Origin of the sequence: Pseudoalteromonas sp. S4741, assembly GCF_005886135.1 — a bacterium.
Lineage (GTDB): Bacteria > Pseudomonadota > Gammaproteobacteria > Enterobacterales > Alteromonadaceae > Pseudoalteromonas > Pseudoalteromonas tetraodonis.
This window is the reverse complement of the sequence record NZ_PNCN01000036.1, coordinates 1-20,462: the sequence shown is the minus strand read 5'-3', so window position 1 is coordinate 20,462 and position 20,462 is coordinate 1. Positions and strand designations below refer to the sequence as shown.

The following is a 20,462-nucleotide window of genomic DNA, read 5'->3' as shown; positions in this document are numbered from 1 at the left end:
GCGCCCACTGCGTTGCTGTATGTTTAAAAAGGTGTTTCATAGGCGCTGCGCCTAGCTTTTCTTTCCCTTTTATAATACTGCTCGTCGCCAATGGTGGAAGTTCTCCTTTAGCGTCAGGAAAAGCGAGCTCTAGTTTGTCACAGACTTCAGATATTGAGCGGTTTCTTAATAAACCAATCCCTAATACAAGCCAAGCAGCTTGCTCGGCGGGGAAACGTCGTTTACGCACAGAGGCTCTCCCTGTTTGAGTAACGGCTGCTTCAATCCACTCAAGGGGAATATGCTTAGTAAACGAATCAATATCACGATCTTGGCTAAACTCAGTAGTAAGGTGTAATTCTTTAATAAATTCAGACATAAAAATAGGCCACAACTTTTGTTGTAGCCTATTATGAAGCCTCTGAAAGATCGTTCAATTAACTTAAACGATCCGCATTACTATTATTTAGCGGCTTTTTTGTGTGTTGAGTGTAATTACATGCTTAAATCATATGTTAGTTTGTTAGTACTTACGACGCTCAAGACCCGTATCAGAAATAATTTTAGCTGAGATCTCTTCAACCGAATGGTGGGTAGAATTTAAATATGCGATTTTATGCTTTTTATAAAGCATTTCTACTTCGCGTACTTCAATACGACACTGCCTAATTGATGCATATTTTGAATTTGCCATACGCCTATCTCTGATTGCAGCCAACCTCTCAGGGTCTATAGTTAAACCAAACAATTTATGTTTATAAGGCACTAGGCACTTGGGTAACCCTTCGCTTTCTAAATCGTCTTCTGTAATTGGATAGTTAGCTGCTTTAATACCGTATTGTAGGGCTAAATAGAGGCTTGTAGGTGTTTTACCACTTCGACTAACGCCAACCAAAATAATATCAGCCTCAGAAAAATTTTTAATATTGCCGCCGTCATCATTCATTAAAGCATAGTTAACTGCATCAATTCTAAAGTCATAACTTTTTTCGTGTATTGAATGGGTTCTATGTACTTTGGGTACTGGGGCTACTTTTAATTCGCTTTCAATTTTTTCGCTATACGTTGTTAAAAAGTCATACGAGACAGCATCTGCAGAGCGAATAATTTCAGATAGTTTATGGTTCACAAAAGTAAAAAACACTAGAGGCTTCTCGCCTTGCTTTGACGATGTGGCGTTAATAAGCGCTTTGATTTCATGCGCTTTTTCTTCGGTTTCTACAAAAGGAATTGTTTTATGATTAAATTCGACAGGAAATAAAGATAAGGTCGCATGACCAAACACTTCAGATGTGATTGCCGTGCCATCTGAAATATAAAACGCAGTTCTCATAAAGCCTCTTTTTTATTACATTTAATTTTAAAATAAGTGTATCACGGTTTACGTGAGGACGTTTGCCAGTGTAGAATGGGGGCGACCTTTATGAAAGGTTTTCTTTCTTAACTCTCACAGTTAGTACTACAATTTGTTTTTTGGAGAAAGATCCGTGCAAGAATACGTTCTCTGGTATCAAGAGCTTGGTATGCAAGATGTTCCTCGAGTTGGTGGTAAAAATGCCTCACTTGGTGAAATGATTTCAAACTTAGCTAACGCAGGCGTGCAAGTCCCAGGTGGTTTTGCTACTACCTCAGACGCTTTTAACGAGTTTTTAGAACAATCAGGACTCAACGCAAAAATTCATGACATCTTAGATACACTCGATGTTGATGATGTAAACACGCTCGCCAAAGTCGGCGCCGATATCCGCCAGTGGATCATCGATACCCCATTCCAACCTAGTCTCGATAAAGCAATTCGCGATGCATACAGCCAGCTACATGGCGACACAACTGCAGATGTTTCATTCGCTGTTCGTTCATCAGCAACCGCTGAAGATATGCCAGATGCCTCTTTTGCAGGCCAACAAGAAACGTTTTTAAACGTTGTTGGTATTGATTCTGTAATGACAGCCATCAAACACGTATTTGCTTCATTATTTAACGACCGTGCAATTTCTTATCGTGTTCACCAAGGCTACGATCACCGTGGTGTTGCCTTATCAGCAGGTATTCAACGCATGGTTCGCTCAGATAAATCAGCATCAGGCGTTATGTTTAGTATTGATACTGAATCTGGTTTTGAAGATGTTGTATTTATTACATCAAGCTATGGTTTGGGTGAAATGGTTGTACAGGGTGCGGTAAACCCTGATGAATTTTATGTTCACAAACCAACGCTGCTTAAAAACAAGCCATCAGTAGTTCGTCGTAATATTGGCTCTAAAGCCATTCAAATGATTTACTCTCAAGATAAAGCTCACGGCAAACAAGTAGAAATTGTTGATGTAGACTCAGCACTTTCAAACAAATTCTCGATTACAGATGAAGAAGTACAAAACCTTGCCAAACAAGCTGTAATTATTGAAAAACATTACGGCCGTCCAATGGACATTGAATGGGCAAAAGATGGTAACGATGGCAAACTATATATAGTTCAGGCGCGTCCAGAAACAGTTCGTTCAAACGAAGACACTAACGTAATGGAACGCTTCCAACTTAATGGCAGCAGCAATGTTGTTGTTGAAGGCCGTGCAATTGGTCACAAAATAGGTACCGGTGTTGTGCGCGTACTTGATTCAATCAAAGAGATGGACCAAGTACAAGTAGGTGACATTTTAGTTACCGATATGACCGACCCAGATTGGGAACCTATCATGAAACGTGCAGCAGCGATTGTTACAAATCGTGGTGGCCGTACTTGTCATGCTGCAATCATTGCCCGTGAGTTAGGTATTCCAGCCGTTGTTGGTTGTGGTAATGCCACAGATTTAATTAAAGCAGGGCAAGAAGTTACGGTATCATGTGCCGAAGGCGATACAGGTTTCATCTACGAAGGTATTTTAGACTTTGAAGTTTTAACTTCACGTGTAGACGAAATGCCTGAACTTCCAATGAAAGTAATGATGAACGTAGGTAACCCAGATCGCGCATTCGATTTTGCACGTTTACCACATTCAGGTGTTGGCCTTGCCCGCGTTGAGTTTATCATCAACCGTATGATTGGTGTTCACCCTAAAGCATTATTAAATTTTGATGCACAAACTGATGCATTAAAAGCAGAAATCACTGACATGATTGCCGGTTACGAATCACCAGTTGAATTCTATATTGGCAAACTTGTTGAAGGTATTTCTACCCTAGGTTGTGCGTTTGCTCCAGAGCGTGTAATTGTTCGTATGTCTGATTTTAAATCAAACGAATACGCTAACTTGGTGGGCGGCCAGCAATACGAGCCAGAAGAAGAAAACCCAATGATTGGTTTCCGTGGCGCTGCACGTTATATCTCTGAAGACTTCCGTGATTGTTTTGCCCTTGAGTGTGAAGCAATAAAACGCGTAAGAAACAGCATGGATATGACCAACATCGAAATCATGATCCCATTCGTACGTACCCTTGAAGAAGGTAAACGCGTTATTGAATTACTTGAAGAACACGGCCTTAAACGTGGCGAAAATGGTCTTAAAGTAATTATGATGTGTGAACTTCCGTCAAATGCATTAATGGCTGAAGAATTTTTAGAATACTTCGATGGTTTCTCTATCGGTTCTAACGATTTAACTCAGTTAACGCTTGGTCTTGACCGCGATTCAGGTTTAATTGCTCACCTATTTGATGAGCGTGACCCTGCAATCAAAAAGCTTCTTTCGATGGCTATTAAAACAGCAAAAGAAAAAGGTAAGTATGTAGGTATTTGTGGCCAAGGTCCTTCAGATCATGAAGACTTTGCAGCATGGTTAGTAGAGCAGGGCATTGATTCTGTTTCGCTTAACCCAGATACAGTACTAGAAACATGGTTATATTTAGCAGACAAACTCGCTAAATAAATTACCTTGTTAAAAAAATGCCAGCATCTGCTGGCATTTTTATGGCTTAAAATGTGTGTTTTGCTAATTTTTTATCTAAATAAGCACATGAACGAGTAAGCGCTTTTTGACACAAAGTTAAATACTTTCTCGCTTTTGGGTAATACATAGAAAAGCACAGTAAGCCTGCAATAAAAAATATTAACGAAGGCCCTGGTACTACAGCAAACAATAATCCGAGTAAAATAAACACTGTTCCGCTGATCTGCATTAGTAGTTTTTTCATATAAACCTCATAGTAGGCGTTTAATTTGATTATAATTAGAGCTGCTCATATTACGATTAAAAGAGTGTTACAAACTGTAAAATCTTCAATTTCTATTAGCCATCACCATGATATAATTACACAAATGCATTAAAAAGCGCCGCCATGATAGCAACGATTACACAACAAGATGCCGCGACCGAATTGGTTGCAAATTACTTAAATACCATACAAAATCAAGGATTTACTGGAGATACAGACGCAAGTTATGCAACCAGACTCACTGCATCAACCGATAACAGTATTTACCAGCAGCTTCCACAAGGTGTTATTTTTCCTAAAAGCGAAAAAGACATTCAAGTTGCTCTGCAAATAGCATCGCAAGACCCTTTTTTATCGTTAACTTTTGGTCCTCGCGGTGGCGGCACAGGAACAAATGGTCAATCTTTAACGCCTGGTATTGTGGTTGATTTATCACGTTATATGCGTGAAATCCTCGAAATAAATGTAGAAGAGGGTTGGGTACGAGTTCAAACGGGCGTGATAAAAGATCAACTTAACGACTTTTTAAAACCGTATGGCTTTTTCTTTTCACCCGATTTATCTACCAGTAACCGCGCCACTATTGGCGGCATGATCAGTACAGATGCATCTGGCCAAGGGTCATTAGTTTATGGCAAAACCAGCGACCATGTTTTAGGGCTAACCACCTATTTAGTTGATGGCACTGCAATGTCTACCAGCCCAATAGACATTGAAAAAGCAAAAATAATTGCCGATCAAGACACATTAATTGGGCAAATATACAAAACAGTTTTAGATATTTCAATTAATGAACGCGACGCTATATTAGCCAAATTCCCACGATTAAATCGCTTCTTAACTGGGTATGATTTAGAACATGTGCTAAGTGAAGACTTACAAACTTTTGACATGAGTCGACTAATTACAGGCTCTGAAGGCTCATTAGGTATAGTCACTGAAGCAAAATTAAACCTAACACCCATTGCTGAATTTAAAACACTCATCAATATAAAATATGACAGTTTTGATTCTGCACTTCGCCATTCACCATTTTTGGTTGATGCCCGTGCTACTTCGGTTGAAACCGTTGACAGCAAAGTTTTGAATCTTGCGCGCGAAGACATTATTTGGCATTCAGTATCGAACTTAATAACCGATGTACCAAATAAAGATATGCAAGGACTCAACATGGTTGAGTTTAATGCAGTATCACCACAAGATATAAAAGACAAAGTAGACACTTTATGTAAATTATTAGATGAGTGCGTTGAAAACCAAACTAATGGGGTTATTGGCTATCAGTTAACCAGCGATAAAAGCGATATACTAAAAATTTATGCAATGCGTAAAAAATCAGTGGGTTTACTCGGTAATGTAAAAGGAAGCCAAAAACCCCTCGCGTTTGCCGAGGATACTGCCGTACCGCCTGAAAATTTAGCCGATTACATTGTTGAATTTAGAGCGCTACTTGATAGCCATAATTTACAATATGGTATGTTTGGCCATGTTGATGCCGGTGTATTACATGTTAGACCCGCGCTTGATATGTGCGATCCAGAACAAGAAAAATTACTACGCACAATCTCAGATCAGGTAGTAAAACTCACCGCTAAATACGGTGGATTAATGTGGGGCGAGCATGGTAAAGGCTACCGAAGTGAATACGGCCCTGAATTTTTTGGTGAGCATTTATTTACTCAATTACGCAAAATAAAATCTGTGTTTGACCCAAACAACAAAATAAACCCCGGTAAAATATGTACACCTATTGAAAGTAAAGACTCACTTGTGAGTGTAGATGGGCAGAAACGTTCTTACTTCGATAAGCAAATTTCAATCGATGTTAAAACCAGTTTTAATAATGCAATGACCTGTAATGGTAACGGCTTGTGTTTTAATTATGATGAAAACTCGCCAATGTGCCCATCTTATAAAGTGACCGGCGATCGCCGTAATTCACCTAAAGGTCGCGCGGGTTTAATGCGTGAATGGTTACGACTTCAAGAGTCAAAAGATGTTAATTTGCTTGAAGTAGAAAAAGAACTTAACAAAGGCGAAGTTATCACCTGGTGGGAGCGTTTTGTTCATAGCCGTAACAAAAACAAAGGCGTTTACGATTTTTCTCACGAAGTAAAAGCATCAATGGACGAATGTTTAGCATGTAAAGCGTGTACTACCGCTTGCCCAATAAAGGTAGATGTACCAACATTTCGATCTCGTTTTTTAAATTATTACCATAGTTATTATGCGCGCCCACTCAAAGATTATTTAGTGGGTAATATCGAAAATAGCGCACCGTTAATGGCAAAGTTTGCTCGGATTATTAACCCAATTGTAAAAACATCATTGGTTAGTAGCATCATTAAAAAAACGGTCGGTTATGTTGATACCCCGCAGCTAAGTATTCCGGCACTCGGTAAACGTGTAAACAAAGCGCAAAAATTCGATTTAGATTTACTTAAAAAGTTAAGCGCCAATGAGCAAAATGAGTATGTACTCATTGTTCAAGACCCATTCACCAGCTTTTACGAAGCTGAATTGGTTGAGAGCTTTATTACACTGATCACACAGCTTGGAAAAAAACCCATGTTGTTACCATTTAAACCCAATGGTAAGCCCCAACATGTAAAAGGTTTTTTACATGAGTTTAAAGTGACAGCTAAAAATGCTGCAGAATTTCTAAATCAACTTAACGAAATCAATGCGCCATTAGTAGGTTTAGATGCTTCTTTAGTGATGTGTTATCGCGATGAATATAATACAATTTTAGAAAATAACCGTGGTGATTTTCATGTGCTACTTGCCCATGAATGGCTAGAAACACAATCGTTTAAACAGTTAACGGCTAAACAAAATTTAAATACTGAATTTACATTATTGAGCCACTGCACTGAAACAACCGCTTTACCAAAAGCGGCAAGTGTTTGGAAAACTATTTTTGATGAACTTGGTTTAACATTAAACACTACAAATACGGGTTGTTGTGGAATGGCAGGTACGTATGGCCACGAAGCACAAAACCAAGATAACTCTCGATCGCTTTACGAAATGAGTTGGAAACCTATTGTTGATAAAAATAAACCTGAGCAACTTTTATCAACTGGCTTTTCATGTCGTAGCCAAGTTAAACGTTTTGAAAAGTTTAAACCCAAGCATCCAATAGAGTTACTGGCAAATGTACTTAGTTAATAATTTAATTAATTGAGCTGAAAATAAAAAGGCGCAACTTATTATTAAGTTACGCCTTTTTGTTTATATTTATTTAGTTTTTTTTAGAAAAACTGTCTGCAATGGGTTTTGTACTAATACCATGAATAAATACACTAAATAAAATTGTGGTCATAGCAATGGTCGCAATTTGAAATTTATTTTCTATTTTTGTGTCTATTACCATTAAGGTAAAAACAATTGAGGCCAATCCTCTTGGCCCAAACCAAGCAAATGTAAAACGCTCTTTAATTGTTAGTGCTGTAAATTGCAATGACAGCATAACCGGTATTATTCTAATTAAAGTCGTACTTAATAATGCATACGTTATTATCGCTAAATTTAATTTAGGTAAAACTAAATAAGCACATACAAATCCAAACAAACACCAGATCATTAAAGAGGAAAAGTCAGCTATATGCTCTGAGTCTTCAATCAGCTCTTTGTTTATTTTAGTACTCGCGTATTTATCAAATAATAAACCCGCAACAAACACCGCAATAAATCCACTGCCATGAAAATATTGCGTAATCGAAAACACCGCCATAGCAAAACCTAATAATAAAAAAGGACTCGTGTTTTGCGCAAAGTAATGTCGCTTCATTGCAAAATTTAAACACGGAATAAAAACAGCAATACTTGTAAAGGCAACTAATAAGGCTAAACCAAGTTCTCTGCCAAACACACTTAACGCTTGCGTTGCTGTAATTGCAGATTCTGGATTTTTTGCCAGTAATATAAATATTAAAAAAATAGGAACACATAAACCATCATTCAAACCACTTTCGGTATTTATTCCTTCACGAATTTTTTCAGGTACTTTTGTATTGCTTAATAATCCCTTACTTAAAGCCGCATCAGTTGGGGTTAATATAATTGCGATAAGTGCTGCTTGAATTAATGAAAGCTCAGCAAATAAAAATAACGCGGTAGCAACCCCGAGTAATAGAGTTAATGGTAAGGCAACAAATAAAAGTAAACTTGGATATTGAAAACTATGCCTTAATACTCCTAATTTTGACTTTGCTGCATCGGTAAATAAAAAGATACTGAGCGTTAATTCTATAAAGGGTAGTAAATACCGTAAGCCATTTTTAAAATTTTCACTTTCGTTCGGAGCTATCAATGCTAGCAGTATCCCCCCTATAACAAAAAACATCGGCCCGGTAATTTCTGTTTTTTCTAATTGGCGTAGTGTTATAGAATAAATTAAAAATAATGCACCAATAAAAGCAATAACTAAGTATTCCATTAAATTTTCCTTTTTATTCCAGATTTTGCCCGTTCTTTAATATTTGTTTGAATATAAATTTGATCGGTTGTAGCAATTTTTGCGTGGCCTAAATCTTCAGATAAATGTTTCAAAGGGCGAGTTTGTGCGTCATGCGTTGCCCCCGTATGGCGTAACCAATGCGCAGTGGCCGCTTCTAATTGTTCCGCGTCATCTTTAAATCCATCATCAAGTAAAGATTGTTGCGCAATATCGAAACTTTGTTGTACCAATCTGCGAATTTGTCTTACTGTCATACCACCTTGGCCACGAATTTTATGCACTAACGGGTCGGATTCGTCAACCCGGGGCAGGGCAGGTAAACCACGGTATAACCGATAACGTTTTAAATACTCAAGAAAATCATCACTTAAAGTTACATCTCGTAATTTATTACCCTTACCCATTATCCGTAAAAACCAAAAGCCATCATTATCTTGCCAAAAATGAGACATAACAGGTGACCATTGTGGTCGCTCTGATAATTCTGAAATACGAAGGTAGAGTCCTTTTAAACAGGCGAGGGTAAATAAGTTTCTTTCATACTCTGGTTTTTTTTCGCATATATCTCGGGTAACGCCAAATACATATTCCCATTGAATATCACTTAATGTATCGGGGATTTGTATTTGCGATTGCACAACCAAGTAGGGACTATTTTTTTTAACAACAGGTACAAAGTTAGCAAAGGTTTTTTCTTCTAAAATAGCGAATTTATAAAATACATTGAGGGCAGTAAACATGGCCGATAATGTTTGCTGACTCGCAATAGATTCTTTTAACATGAAAGGGCGCCAATTTTGATTTAACCGACGAATTCCTTGCTCATCTTTATAACGCCATTGAACAGATGTAGATGCCCATTTTTTATCCGGTTCAACCATAAAATCAATATAGGCTTCAATATCTTCACGCTTAAGTTCAAATACAGATTTTTCAGCTATAAGCCATGACCATAAATAAAACCGTTCCAACTCATTACGAAAACGGCTATAGGTTGCCTCAGATTTTCGGCCATAAACATATAAAAACTGGTATAAAAAATTAAGATCAGCCTTTGATTCAGTTACAGTCAAGCTGACTTGCTGTATAAAAGAGGCTAGTTCTGGATATTCTGATGAGAGTGTATTATCTTCAAGATGAGCTATTTGATAACGTAGTTGTTTAAATGTATCGACCAGAGCAACAAGCATAATAGTAAAATATATAAGAAAATAATAGACTTATAGGTTAACCTTAAAGTCCGATACTGTCTATTGTATATAGTGTTCTTCACATGTACTTTTCTTTCAAGTTAATAAATATTACCTTTATATTACCTTTATATTTCCTTCAAAATAGATTAACTTTTTGATATTAAGAATAATTCAAGTTTAAGATGTCAACAGTTACCGTTATTGCAAAAATTATTACAGATAACACAGGCTCGTGGGTTAATGTTCCTGTAATTCTTACCGTCAAAGGTGACATTCCACTAATTACAGACTATTTTTTAATCTTAACCGCACAAGGTAAAAGTCGTTCCACTCTCATATCTTATGCAAGAGCCTTTAGACTATTTCTTGATTATATGGAAGCTAATAAAAATATATTTAGTGATCCTGACAGATTACTTACTTCATTCATTTTAAGGTTGAGAACTGGTACTTTAGATGAACAAGGGTTCGACCCTTCTGGTCTTTTTTGGGAGCCAAAGTCCTTTCTTAATACTAAAAATATTATTCGTTGTTTAGTCTCATTTCTAAATTGGTTAGAGCCAAAATGCACAAAAACCTATAAACTTATCCCAAATGATTTTCGTAGTGTTTTACTTTATTCCGCATGGTATAGGAAAAATATAAATGACTTTCTTGGACATACAAAGTCATTTAAAAAAAGCTTATTAAGCTACAGAGAAATGAATTACAGCTCAACAAGAACCCATTTATTAGTCGAAGGTGATGCAGTAGCTTTCCCTGAGGAAAAATTTAAAACTTTTTTCGTCGATGGTTTTTCAATTCAACGTGATTTAAGAATTTCGATAAGAGACAAGCTAATTTTACTGCTTATGCATGGAGGTGGCTTAAGAGAAAGTGAGGCCATGACTTTGTGGGTTTCAGATATTGAATTAGACCCTCTAAATAATAATTCTGCGCTTGTTAAGATATATAATGAAGAGCAAGGTGTTGCCCCTTATGGCTGGAAATCATACAAGGGTGGAAACTCCAGAAAATTATTCCTAAAAGAAAAATATGGTAGAATACCTCGTGTTTCTATGTTCAATACTGAACATTTAGGCTGGAAAGGTGGGACTATAGACCACAGAGATGGTTATATAATTGTTAATTGGTTCCCCTCATACTATGGCGAGATTTTTCTAAGTCTCTGGAAAGTTTACCATCAATATCGAGCCTCTATATTATGCAATCATCCCTATGCCTTTATTTCATTTCATCACAAATATTCCGGCTCACCTTATACATTAAATGCATTTCATCAAAACTATAAAAATGCATTAAAAAGAATTAATTTATTGCCCTCAAAGCATGAAGGTTATGATCCACATGGTCATAGACATAGCTATGGTCGGCGTTTACGACGAGCCAACGTAAATCCATTAATAATCAGAAGATGCATGCATCACAAATCGCTTGACTCTCAAACTCCATACACAGAGCCAAATTTCAACGAAATATCAAATACTTTAACTGCTGCTTCAGAAGCATTAGTTAAAGGTGAAAAACTATTAGATTTAAGTTGGGAAAACCTTACTAAATATGGTTTCAATGACATAGATCCTCATCAATACTTTTCAGGTGAAAATAAAAAATTTAAGGTATAAAATGATAAAAACAATTAAAAAAAATGACAATCGAAGTATAGATTTAACATTTAGCTGGGTATCTAAAGTTCTTGGCACTAAATGGCATTCTTGGGAGAAGCTTGCGAGTAAATGGATGGAGGTGCAAACAACGGCAATAGATGTAAAAAGAGTGGCTCTGACTTTTTTGTTAGAAAAATATCTTTTTATACATGCTCCCTATGCATCTAATATCGATGATTTTTTTAGAGGTTCAAATGGCCATGTATGTAGTTCAGATGAACTTATCGAAGTAATGAAAATATCAGGCATAAACGATCTGAACGAGCATTCAAGAAGACCAAACTACATAGTTGATTTTATTGACTTTGTTATCGAAAAGCATTTTACAGTCGCCGACCAAAACGATGTCCCAAAAAAAATGGTCGTTAACCCATTTATAAAGGTTAAATTTAAAAGTGTTCCTCTTGAAACAGTTCGCCAGCCACTTCCTTATAAATATATACTCAAGCTAAGAAATATAATTTCACCTCATACCGACAAAACAACTATACACGATGAAACATACCACGGTCTGTCATTCAAAGATTGGCTTTGGGCACAAGCTCAAACAGGAGTTCGTTCAGGAGCAAAGGGTGGTGATTGGTTCGAAGTACCTGAAAGTTTGATTGACAAAAATGATCCTGACTGTGTTTGGCGCCAAAGAAAAATCAAACCAAAAGGCGCTACTGATAAAGTAGTTATTCAAATGTGGTCTCCTGTTAGATCATTGGCATTATTGATAAAACTGCATTTACCACTGAGAACCTATCAAGTAAGAATGTTAGACTCTGGGGAGGATGATACTTGGAAATATGACAATAAATCTTGGATAGAAAATGAAAGCAAATTAATGAAGACTTCTAGCCCAAAATTGGTTGAAAAAGGTGTTTTTAGGAGAATATATGATCAATATACTTCAACTTATACAACAGGACTATTTATAAACACTAATAAAACCTCTGATGCTGAAGTTGACGCTGGCTATGTAATACCATGGAATCATCAAGAAGTTTTATATTGGCTTGAAAAACTTAGAAACTGGCAAAATAAATACAATCCAATACACAGACCATTACACTGCAAAGAACTTTCAAGAAAACACTTAGGCACGACTAAATCAGAACTTCAACTCAATACAATGGGGAATATGTGTTTTTTATTTCGAGACCCTACAGCTCATGGCGATGATAAGCTCAAACCTATTGATGCTGATTCCTTAAAACGCCTTTGGTACTCTTTATTATTAGAGCTCGAAAATAATCTATTTAGTGAAGGTGATACTCTTGAGAATGGAGAAAAACTCAGCTTAGTTGTCAATTATGAAAACGAAAAATTAAAAGGATCAACTACACATTTTCCTCCACATAGTTTAAGAGTAAGCCTAATTACAGCTTATTCAATGGATTCAAACGTACCTATCCCAGTAATATCTAAACTACTTGCGGGTCATTCAAGGCTAATTTCAACGATATATTATAACAAAATTTCACCGTCAGTTATGGCAGATAAAATGCAAGATGCAGAGGAGAGATTGATCGAAAACTCGGATAACTCACTTCGCTCATTTCTAAAAGATGCATCCATTAATCAAATTAAATGTAACGTTGTTTATAACAGTGAAGATAGTGTTGTAGCATCACTAGCAAATAGAAACCCTATAGGATGGGAAGAAAGAGCATATGGTATGTGCTTAGTAGGTGGAAATAATGTTCGCTCCGATGAAATGAGTACTCTAGGTGGATGCTGGAATGGTGGTGAACTTTTAATTAATAAAGCTAGGGCAATAGAAAGGGTATATGGAAAAGTACCAAATGGGCCAGAAAATTGCATTAGGTGTAGGTGGTTCATCACCGAAGCTGTTTATTTACCAAAACTAAATGCTTTATTTAATCAGTTAAGCTTCAAAGCTCATGAAGCGGCAAGCCTAGCATTAGATTTAGAAACAAAGTTAGAGAAGCTCAAAGACAGTAAGTTTATCGCTGAGCAAAACAATAAACCATTTTTAAAATTTGAAGAGATTCACTCATTTCAACGCAGGTATGAAAAACAAAAAGTTGAGTCTGACGAATATACTAAGGACTGGATATCATGTTTTGGCATCATATCTAAAATTATACAATTAGAAGAAAACCGAGACACTGATAATAATAGAAATAAATTAATAGCTTTAGGAAACACAACTGATGTAAATACGGCTTTGAAGTTCATTGAAACTAAATCTGAACTATTGCACCTATCATGCTTATGTGAGGATGCGGAAATATATCCAGATTTTATGGACACACTACAAAAAACTCCAGCATTAAAGCAACGTACAATTCAATTAAGTCGCATCTTACTCAAGCAGGGTAAAAAACCTATTTTCTTAGAAATGGGTGATAAAGAACAATTAATTGCGGGAAATGCAATGATAAGACAAATGGCGAAAATTGCCTCCCCAAATGATAAATTTGAAGGGTTTAGAATTGTTGCGGATTATCTTGAAGCCGAAAAATATCTCACTGACTCAAAATTATTAGATGCCGGGTATACTAATACAAATCACAAATATATTAACTTAACGTCTCATAAATGAGGTACAGAATGCAAGCAGACATAATAAAGCACCTAGATGAGAAGCTAGAGGCCCTAAAAGAAGGGAGAACAAAAAAGACCAGAGATACTCTTAATAAATTAAATTTAATTTTATCAAAATATTTTGAGCAAGGAGGTGTTGATTTTTCAATAACAAATATCGGAATGCTAAGCAATGAAAATGAGGGGCCAAGTTACGAAACGCTTCGTGCAACAAAAAATGTGCACTATAGAAAGCTAATTGGTTATTGGTCAGAATTAAGAAGCGAACAAAATCAACCGGTTGAACATAAAGGAAAATTACTACTTTCAGATAATGAGCTCTTAAATAAGATACCGGATATTGCGACTCGTGCTTACTTTGCAAGAATATTAACAGAAAGAAAGAAATTTAAAAACGAGCTAAACATCCTAAAAAATCAATCTGAAATAGTAATCGATAAGCGTAATCAATTTAATCAAACTGCAGACTCTATGCCTAATTTACAGCTAACTCAAAATGAGCTATCGGCCTTAACCTACGCCGTATCTGTCGAGTGTATGGAATTAAATGGTTGGTTGAAAACAGAAGTAGGTCAAGTGAAAGGTAGTGAATATCAAAATGAAGTATTCCCAAGAGGCTTTATACAAGCTTTGAATAAAGTAATTAAGGCTAATAAATAAGATAAAGTCAATGTACTATTTGTTAGGCTTTTTAGTAAAATTAGTTGAATAAGTGTGGTGATTACCAAGGGGTTATGTCGGTCTAATTACCGAGCGACTTTGACGTAAATAGCATACCAGCCAGTTTTTTCGCCCTATCACGAACGGTTTTATAGCTCGCTCTGCGCGATTGTTATCAATTTTAAGTCTGCCATCCTCTAAGTAACGCCGGAATTTTTCAAATTAATTTATCGCGTAGTTGATGGCTTTACCTAGCGCCATTTTGGGCGGGATTTTATCTTTGTGCTTGAGCAACCATTGGTATAACTCGTCAACAATGGATTTGGCTTTATGTAATTTAAGTGGTTTCAGGTTTAAATTTTCAGTAACATTTAAGTTGCTAATTTTAAAACTATTTTTATGCATGTTCTCGTAATATAATTTTATCCATTCTCGAACAAGTAAATTCTCGGTTATAGAGTAGTCTAAACAATTGTAATTCCTTTTGCCTATGTGTAAGTTAGTAATAATTAGATTATTAAAAACCGTATTTTGATAATTCTGGAAATTAACACATAGAGTTTTAACGGCAATTTTTAGTGATATGCTGTTAGGCATTTAGGGAAGTTATGGCGCGTCTTGATACTCGTTTAGAAGCTGAAGGTGCAGAGTTTTTAGCTTTAGGTCAGCTTTTGCTACATAAAATAGCAAGTTACAAAACTTATACTAATATGCCTGGTTATGATTTAGTTGCTACAAACCCAGAATCAAATAAATCAGCAATGGTGCAGGTGAAAAGCCGTTGGCGCACTGGAGCAAACGGCTTTCCAATTAAAAATTTTGATTGTGATTTTGTAGTTGTTGTTTTATTAAACCGTGGTTCAAAAGATGGCAAAAAAGAAATATTGCCGCCTAAATATTATGATTTTCCTGTTGCCGTAATTCAAAACGCGCCAAGAAGTGCTGATTGGGGTAAGGTAAGTTTAAAAACAATCCCTGACTTGGCAAACTATGAAGACCGTTGGGATTTAGTTGCAGAGTTTCTGAGCATAAAAAATGCCATACAAGCTGTTTAACAAGGACAAAATACAGTTGGCTTTTGCTCTTTCATCGCATAATTTTAGCCAACTTTATTTTACCCATTAACAGGGCTTTATTTCTTTGGAATCAAGAATTATGATTACCCCACCAACTGATAACCTATATAAGTTCATGTCCATATTTGGACTTGTTGTTGTCTTTTCGTCAGCAGCATTCTGGTGGAGCGCCTCTAATGAATATGATCAGTTTTTTGAGTCGAATGCAGAATACGTGAATAGCATATTTGAAGGTGGTAAGGCGTATGAGAAATTTGCAAAAAAAACTAATGAGGGTATAGCTATCTACAACAGTGTGGCTGGCGATCAGAGTCTCCTGTCAGAAGAACAAAAAAAAGAACTGGACAAAATACTTATCGAATCTGAAAAATTAAGCAAAGAGGCTGATGCGATAATAAATTCAAATCCAGCAACAAGAATTGCTATGAATACTAGAACAGCCAAATATGATATGGCTAAGTACATAAGCTTTTCTGGAATATTTATTGGAGTGCTAGTTTCGGTGTTTGGATTTTATCTATGGCATACAAGACTGCAAAAATACATTGATCAATTGCATAAGAGTAATACGGCATAACAAACAAAGGCAGCAACGCTAACGCGTGCCGCTGCTTTGGGCGTTACCGAATAAATACTCTAACTTGCTTTTGTCCATTAACGAGTGAGTAAATTGCAAAACTTGCGCATTGCTTCTGCCCCAAAGTGAGTAAAAGTAAATGCTCTAAAGACTGCTTAGAGCGAGTTACGGACATTGAACATATGCTGGTGAACGTGGATATTCTAATATTTTACAGTTAAAAAAAAATGTCTCAACAAAACTAATGGACTTGTAGCCATTAAAGTATGATGAAATCTACCCGAGAAAAGAGTCCTAATATTCAGAGTAATATTGCGTGTAGTGCTGTAAATCATTTTTTCAGTTTTTCTTAAGTAAATCTTAAGGTTTGCCTGATATTTTATTAAGACACTTTTTATTTAGCCGATAGGTTTCTTTAATTGCTTGACTTATCGGTGATTAATTTGCAAATTTATTATCGCTAATAACTAAAAAACAGGGATTTATATATGTTATCAGTTGTACTTCCTGCCAAAGACGAAGCCGAAAATATTGGCCATCTTATTGAAGAAATTCATACCAGCCTTGCTGATTTATACCCGTTTGAGATTATCGTTGTCGATGATGGCTGTAGTGATAGTACCTTTGAAACCGCCCTCGAAACTGGAAGAACATTAGGCTGTGATGTAAAAGCTATCAAACATGCCTACAGTGTCGGACAAAGCACAGCGATTGTGTCGGGTGTGTTACAGGCGAAATACACCTTGATGGCGACCCTTGATGCCGACGGACAAAACGATCCGGCTGATTTGCCTAAATTAGTTGAGCGCGCTCAACAAATAGAAGCCGCTAATTTTTGCGTAATTGGCTACCGTAAAAACCGAAAAGACACGCCTTGGAAACGTTTTCAGTCGCGTTTTGCTAATAAATTCCGCGATGCTATTTTACATGATGGTGTGCCAGATACCGGCTGTGGTTTGAAAGTAGTGCCCACAGCCACATACCTAAGGCTACCACACTTTAACCATATGCACCGTTATATTCCTGCTTTGGTCAAACGTATGGGAGGCGAAGTGCAAGTGCAAGAAGTGAACCACCGCGATCGTGAACATGGTCTATCAAAATACACGGCTTGGAATCGAGCTTGGGTCGGTATTGTTGATGTATTAGGCATGATGTGGCTTATTCGTCGTGGCAAAGTGCCAATGGTTAATGAAATTCAAACGAGTAACACTAGTGACGATTAACAGGCTCGCTAAATTTATTGTTAGTTTGTCGTTATTTATTGCGATAGCGTTTGCAGTTCAACAAGGTTTTTTTGAACATATCGCTGACAGTAACTGGGTCGCTAAGTTTGTTAAAGAACAAGGCAAACAAGCCGTTGTTGTATTGATGGCGATGGGGGCTGCCTATGCCGCTCTTGGTGCGCCACGCCAATTGTTAGCGTTTGCGTTTGGTTTTGCTTTTGGGGCTGTTGAAGGGGCACTTTTAGCGTTAGTAGCAACAGAGCTCGGTTGTATTTTGTCATTTTACGCCGCCAAATGGTTGTTTCGCTCAAGCTTGCAACGCAAATTTAATAAAAGTTTAATGAAATTTGAACGCTTGGTTAAAGACAATACCACCTTAAAGGTATTGATGATTCGGTTGTTACCTATCGGCAGTAACTTGTTTACTAATGTCGCAGCTGGAGCAACTACAGTACCGGCTCAGGGGTTTTTTCTTGGTAGCTTTATTGGCTACATTCCACAAACCTTAATTTTTGCCTACGCTGGCGCTGGAATTGGTTTATCAGAGCACGAAAAAATACTCATCAGTATTGCGCTGTTTATTGTTTCATCGGTAATTGGCTCACTGCTTTATCGCAGTCAATTTCGTCGTAAAGTACAAGAACTATAAAGAAGTTAGGTTATGAAAAATATAATAAAAACCTTCGAACAAGATGATTATTACGCCGTCTTAAAAATCTTACTGGCCTTTGCCGCTGTTATTATTTTATTAGGTATTGGTATTCGTTCACCGTGGCCTGCTGATGAACCTCGATTTGTTGAAGTAGCCAGAGAAATGGTTGCCACTGGCAATTGGCTATTTCCAATGCGTGGCGGTGAATTTTATCCTGATAAACCACCAGTTTTTATGTGGTCAATCGCTCTTTTTTATTCACTTATTGGCAACCTAAAACTGGCATTTTTACTGCCAAACGCCATCTGTGGCTTGATCACTTTATTTTTGGTGTATGATCTTGGGGCAAAACTCCATAGTGTTCGCGTGGGTCGCAATGCCGCTTTACTTTTATTAATTACACCACAATTTTTGATCCAAGCTAAAGCTGCCCAAATTGATGCGATGGTGATGTGTTGGATAACGATTGGTTGTTATGGCTTTATCCGTCATTTCATTTTAGGGCCCAATTGGCGCTGGTATTTTATTTCGTGGGCATTTATGGCGCTCGGCATTATTACTAAAGGGGTAGGTTTTTTACCTGTACTCATGTTTATTCCCATCATTGCTTATCGCTTGGCGAATAAAGACTATTTTAAAGGCAGGCTCACCTTCGCTTGTTGGTTAGGTTTTGTGCCCTTTTTCTTGGTGTTGGCGGCTTGGTTTGTACCGATGATGATTACGGTGGCAGAGCAAGCGACCCCTGAATTAATTCAGTACAAAAACAATATTCTGTTCAAGCAAACGGGCGAACGGTACGCCAATGCCTGGCATCACCTTGAGCCTTGGTATTATTTTATTGTTAGTGTAATTCCCGTGATGTGGTTTCCATTACCAATTTTATTGTTGAGCTCGCTAAAGCATGTTTATCACAAATTAAAAACAGATCCAGTATTGATGATATTGTTTGCTTGGGTTGTGCTTGTGGTGTGTTTTTTCAGTATTAGTCCGGGCAAGCGCGGGGTTTATGTGTTACCTGCATTGCCGATGTTGTCGCTGTTTACCACCATTGCTTACCATGAAGTTAAACTACCGTTATGGTTTAACCGCATCAGCAAAAGCATTTTATGGTTAATTGCTATTGTGCTTGTTGTCGCTTGCATTGGTTTATTAACGGGTCATAAAAAATTAGTGAAACCATTAACCGCATACCCTGAAATGATCCCGTGGGCGGCAGGTTTAGCGTTTATTTTAGCAGCGATATGGTTAGTTAGTTTATGGCGATTACGGTCGAAAAACGCCTTTTTTAATTTAGGAATGGTAATTGTCGCTTCTTGGTTAATAGTGAGTACCTTAGGATATTGGCTAGCCGAGCCCCTGCGCACACCCAAACATGTTATTGAAGAAGTGGAAAACACCTTAGGTCAGCATGGTGAGCGCGGTGAACTTGGGTTAGTGAAATTTAAAGAGCAATTTTTATTGTTTTCACAATTACCAATAACGCATTTTAGTTACCTAGCAACGGATGAAGAAGAAGAGCGTAACGCATGGCTATGGATGGGCGAGAAGGCGGGTCGATTTATTTTAGTGCCAGATGATGCCAACTTAACGTGTTTCGATGTGTCTAACGGGCAAGATATGGGCTACGCTCACAGGCAGCACTGGTTATTATTAAGTGCTAAGCAAATGGCAGAAAACTGCCAAGCGCCAAAAGTTATTAAGCGTTTTAGTGTTCCTAGAGAAGCGTATTAATGAAAATAGCTGTAGTAGGAGCAGGTTTTGTTGGTTTGTCTAATGCCATTTTACTTGCTCAGCATAATAAGGTGGTTATCTACGATATCGTTCCAGCGAAAGTAGATTTAATTAATAGTCGTAAATCTCCCTTTGTCGATAAAGAAATAGAAGCTTTTTTATTTAAAGATGATCTCGATTTTGTTCAGTCACTTGAAAGCGCGTTAGGAATTAAAGCCAAGAAAAATTTTATGCCGATGCAAGCGGGCGATGTTTACCAAACCTTTGCAGATATTGATGACTTATTTAATGTTACTGGCTATAAGCCTAAAATGAGTGTTGAACAGGGCGTTAATAACTTTGTTGACTGGTATCGTGAATTTTATGGTTAAGTGATTTATCTATCCATTTTTGCATAATAGTGACATCTAGAGATGTCCGCCTATATTTCTAATATCAGTAATTATCTGCTGTAATCAAACAGGACACTTTGATAATGGAATATTATCCAATACTATTCATCAAGGTCCGTTCATGGCACAGACTGTGTAAAAA

15 protein-coding genes and 3 pseudogenes are annotated in these 20,462 nt (G+C 37.1%); 12 read left to right on the top strand and 6 right to left on the bottom strand.

Features of this window, described 5'->3' with window-relative positions; all coding sequences use genetic code 11:
• Together CWC30_RS06955 and ppsR are read right to left on the bottom strand one after the other, a co-directional pair.
• Window positions 1-358: transposase domain-containing protein (locus CWC30_RS06955; RefSeq protein WP_171034691.1), on the bottom strand; the 358-nt coding region annotated here is incomplete at its 3' end.
• Between the two features lie 144 nt (window positions 359-502).
• Window positions 503-1,312, bottom strand: coding sequence for a posphoenolpyruvate synthetase regulatory kinase/phosphorylase PpsR (gene ppsR, locus CWC30_RS06950; protein ID WP_138626723.1), 810 nt, complete (start codon window positions 1,310-1,312; stop codon window positions 503-505).
• 154 nt (window positions 1,313-1,466) lie between these two features.
• On the opposite strand from ppsR, the gene ppsA reads away from it, so the two are divergent.
• Entirely contained in the window at window positions 1,467-3,842 is a 2,376-nt protein-coding gene (ppsA, locus tag CWC30_RS06945; RefSeq protein WP_138626722.1) for a phosphoenolpyruvate synthase, read from the top strand.
• Window positions 3,843-3,888: 46 nt separating this feature from the next.
• Here the strand turns inward: ppsA and CWC30_RS06940 are convergent, their stop codons facing one another.
• Window positions 3,889-4,107, bottom strand: coding sequence for a PGPGW domain-containing protein (locus tag CWC30_RS06940; protein WP_138626721.1), 219 nt, complete (start codon window positions 4,105-4,107; stop codon window positions 3,889-3,891).
• 144 nt (window positions 4,108-4,251) lie between these two features.
• On the opposite strand from CWC30_RS06940, the gene ydiJ reads away from it, so the two are divergent.
• A complete protein-coding gene (gene ydiJ, locus CWC30_RS06935; RefSeq protein ID WP_138626720.1) occupies window positions 4,252-7,299 on the top strand; it encodes a D-2-hydroxyglutarate dehydrogenase YdiJ in 3,048 nt (1,015 codons plus the stop codon).
• Window positions 7,300-7,372: 73 nt separating this feature from the next.
• Here the strand turns inward: ydiJ and CWC30_RS06930 are convergent, their stop codons facing one another.
• The gene (locus CWC30_RS06930) at window positions 7,373-8,569 is read right to left on the bottom strand and encodes a cation:proton antiporter (RefSeq protein WP_138626719.1); all 1,197 of its coding nucleotides are present in this window, start codon (window positions 8,567-8,569) and stop codon (window positions 7,373-7,375) included.
• Window positions 8,569-9,780 carry a tyrosine-type recombinase/integrase gene (locus tag CWC30_RS06925; protein ID WP_036984048.1) on the bottom strand — a complete coding sequence of 404 codons (1,212 nt, stop codon included), beginning with the start codon at window positions 9,778-9,780 and terminating at the stop codon, window positions 8,569-8,571. Before CWC30_RS06925 ends, CWC30_RS06930 begins: the two co-directional genes overlap by 1 nt.
• Before the next feature lie 185 nt (window positions 9,781-9,965).
• Here CWC30_RS06925 and gmtY point away from each other — a divergent pair, with 185 nt between their 5' ends.
• The 3 genes from gmtY to gmtX are packed head-to-tail and all read left to right on the top strand — an operon-like array spanning window position 9,966 to window position 14,666.
• Window positions 9,966-11,408, top strand: a complete 1,443-nt coding sequence (gene gmtY / locus CWC30_RS06920; RefSeq protein WP_016898931.1) for a gamma-mobile-trio recombinase GmtY — start codon at window positions 9,966-9,968, stop codon at window positions 11,406-11,408.
• A gap of 1 nt (window position 11,409) precedes the next feature.
• Window positions 11,410-14,004: a gamma-mobile-trio integrase GmtZ gene (gmtZ, locus tag CWC30_RS06915; RefSeq protein WP_036955582.1), complete on the top strand. Its 2,595-nt coding sequence runs from the start codon at window positions 11,410-11,412 to the stop codon at window positions 14,002-14,004.
• 8 nt (window positions 14,005-14,012) lie between these two features.
• On the top strand, window positions 14,013-14,666 hold the full coding sequence (gmtX, locus tag CWC30_RS06910) for a gamma-mobile-trio protein GmtX (RefSeq protein ID WP_016898929.1): 654 nt from the start codon (window positions 14,013-14,015) through the stop codon (window positions 14,664-14,666).
• Window positions 14,667-14,783: 117 nt separating this feature from the next.
• Here gmtX and CWC30_RS06905 read toward each other — a convergent pair.
• Window positions 14,784-14,993 (bottom strand): annotated as a pseudogene (locus tag CWC30_RS06905) (IS66 family transposase); the annotation flags it as partial.
• A gap of 281 nt (window positions 14,994-15,274) precedes the next feature.
• Between CWC30_RS06905 and CWC30_RS06900 the strand changes: the two are divergent.
• The 7 genes and pseudogenes from CWC30_RS06900 to CWC30_RS18695 all read left to right on the top strand — a co-directional run.
• Window positions 15,275-15,721, top strand: coding sequence for a hypothetical protein (locus CWC30_RS06900; protein ID WP_016899638.1), 447 nt, complete (start codon window positions 15,275-15,277; stop codon window positions 15,719-15,721).
• Between the two features lie 100 nt (window positions 15,722-15,821).
• Window positions 15,822-16,319, top strand: a complete 498-nt coding sequence (locus CWC30_RS06895; RefSeq protein ID WP_016899637.1) for a hypothetical protein — start codon at window positions 15,822-15,824, stop codon at window positions 16,317-16,319.
• A 488-nt stretch (window positions 16,320-16,807) separates the two neighbouring features.
• Complete coding sequence (locus CWC30_RS06890) at window positions 16,808-17,545, top strand: glycosyltransferase family 2 protein (protein ID WP_024603948.1); 738 nt, start codon at window positions 16,808-16,810, stop codon at window positions 17,543-17,545.
• Window positions 17,541-18,194: a TVP38/TMEM64 family protein gene (locus CWC30_RS06885; protein WP_024603947.1), complete on the top strand. Its 654-nt coding sequence runs from the start codon at window positions 17,541-17,543 to the stop codon at window positions 18,192-18,194. Before CWC30_RS06890 ends, CWC30_RS06885 begins: the two co-directional genes overlap by 5 nt.
• 12 nt (window positions 18,195-18,206) lie before the next feature.
• Window positions 18,207-19,928 (top strand): ArnT family glycosyltransferase, encoded by a 1,722-nt coding sequence (locus tag CWC30_RS06880; protein WP_024603946.1) that lies wholly within the window; start codon window positions 18,207-18,209, stop codon window positions 19,926-19,928.
• Window positions 19,928-20,083 (top strand): annotated as a pseudogene (locus tag CWC30_RS18700) (UDP-glucose 6-dehydrogenase); the annotation flags it as partial. The gene CWC30_RS06880 and the pseudogene CWC30_RS18700, both read left to right, overlap by 1 nt.
• An 18-nt stretch (window positions 20,084-20,101) precedes the next feature.
• Window positions 20,102-20,299: pseudogene (locus CWC30_RS18695) on the top strand (protein CapI); the annotation flags it as partial.
• Between the last annotated feature and the right edge of the window lie 163 nt (window positions 20,300-20,462).

What these genes read in the sequence shown, in the direction of transcription:
- ppsR (WP_138626723.1), bottom strand. Translation starts at nt 1,312, where the DNA reads ATGAGAACTGCGTTTTATATTTCAGATGGCACGGCAATCACATCTGAA.
- CWC30_RS06940 (WP_138626721.1), bottom strand. Translation starts at nt 4,107, where the DNA reads ATGAAAAAACTACTAATGCAGATCAGCGGAACAGTGTTTATTTTACTC.
- ydiJ (WP_138626720.1), top strand. Translation starts at nt 4,252, where the DNA reads ATGATAGCAACGATTACACAACAAGATGCCGCGACCGAATTGGTTGCA.
- CWC30_RS06930 (WP_138626719.1), bottom strand. Translation starts at nt 8,569, where the DNA reads ATGGAATACTTAGTTATTGCTTTTATTGGTGCATTATTTTTAATTTAT.
- CWC30_RS06925 (WP_036984048.1), bottom strand. Translation starts at nt 9,780, where the DNA reads ATGCTTGTTGCTCTGGTCGATACATTTAAACAACTACGTTATCAAATA.
- gmtY (WP_016898931.1), top strand. Translation starts at nt 9,966, where the DNA reads ATGTCAACAGTTACCGTTATTGCAAAAATTATTACAGATAACACAGGC.
- gmtZ (WP_036955582.1), top strand. Translation starts at nt 11,410, where the DNA reads ATGATAAAAACAATTAAAAAAAATGACAATCGAAGTATAGATTTAACA.
- gmtX (WP_016898929.1), top strand. Translation starts at nt 14,013, where the DNA reads ATGCAAGCAGACATAATAAAGCACCTAGATGAGAAGCTAGAGGCCCTA.
- CWC30_RS06900 (WP_016899638.1), top strand. Translation starts at nt 15,275, where the DNA reads ATGGCGCGTCTTGATACTCGTTTAGAAGCTGAAGGTGCAGAGTTTTTA.
- CWC30_RS06895 (WP_016899637.1), top strand. Translation starts at nt 15,822, where the DNA reads ATGATTACCCCACCAACTGATAACCTATATAAGTTCATGTCCATATTT.
- CWC30_RS06890 (WP_024603948.1), top strand. Translation starts at nt 16,808, where the DNA reads ATGTTATCAGTTGTACTTCCTGCCAAAGACGAAGCCGAAAATATTGGC.
- CWC30_RS06880 (WP_024603946.1), top strand. Translation starts at nt 18,207, where the DNA reads ATGAAAAATATAATAAAAACCTTCGAACAAGATGATTATTACGCCGTC.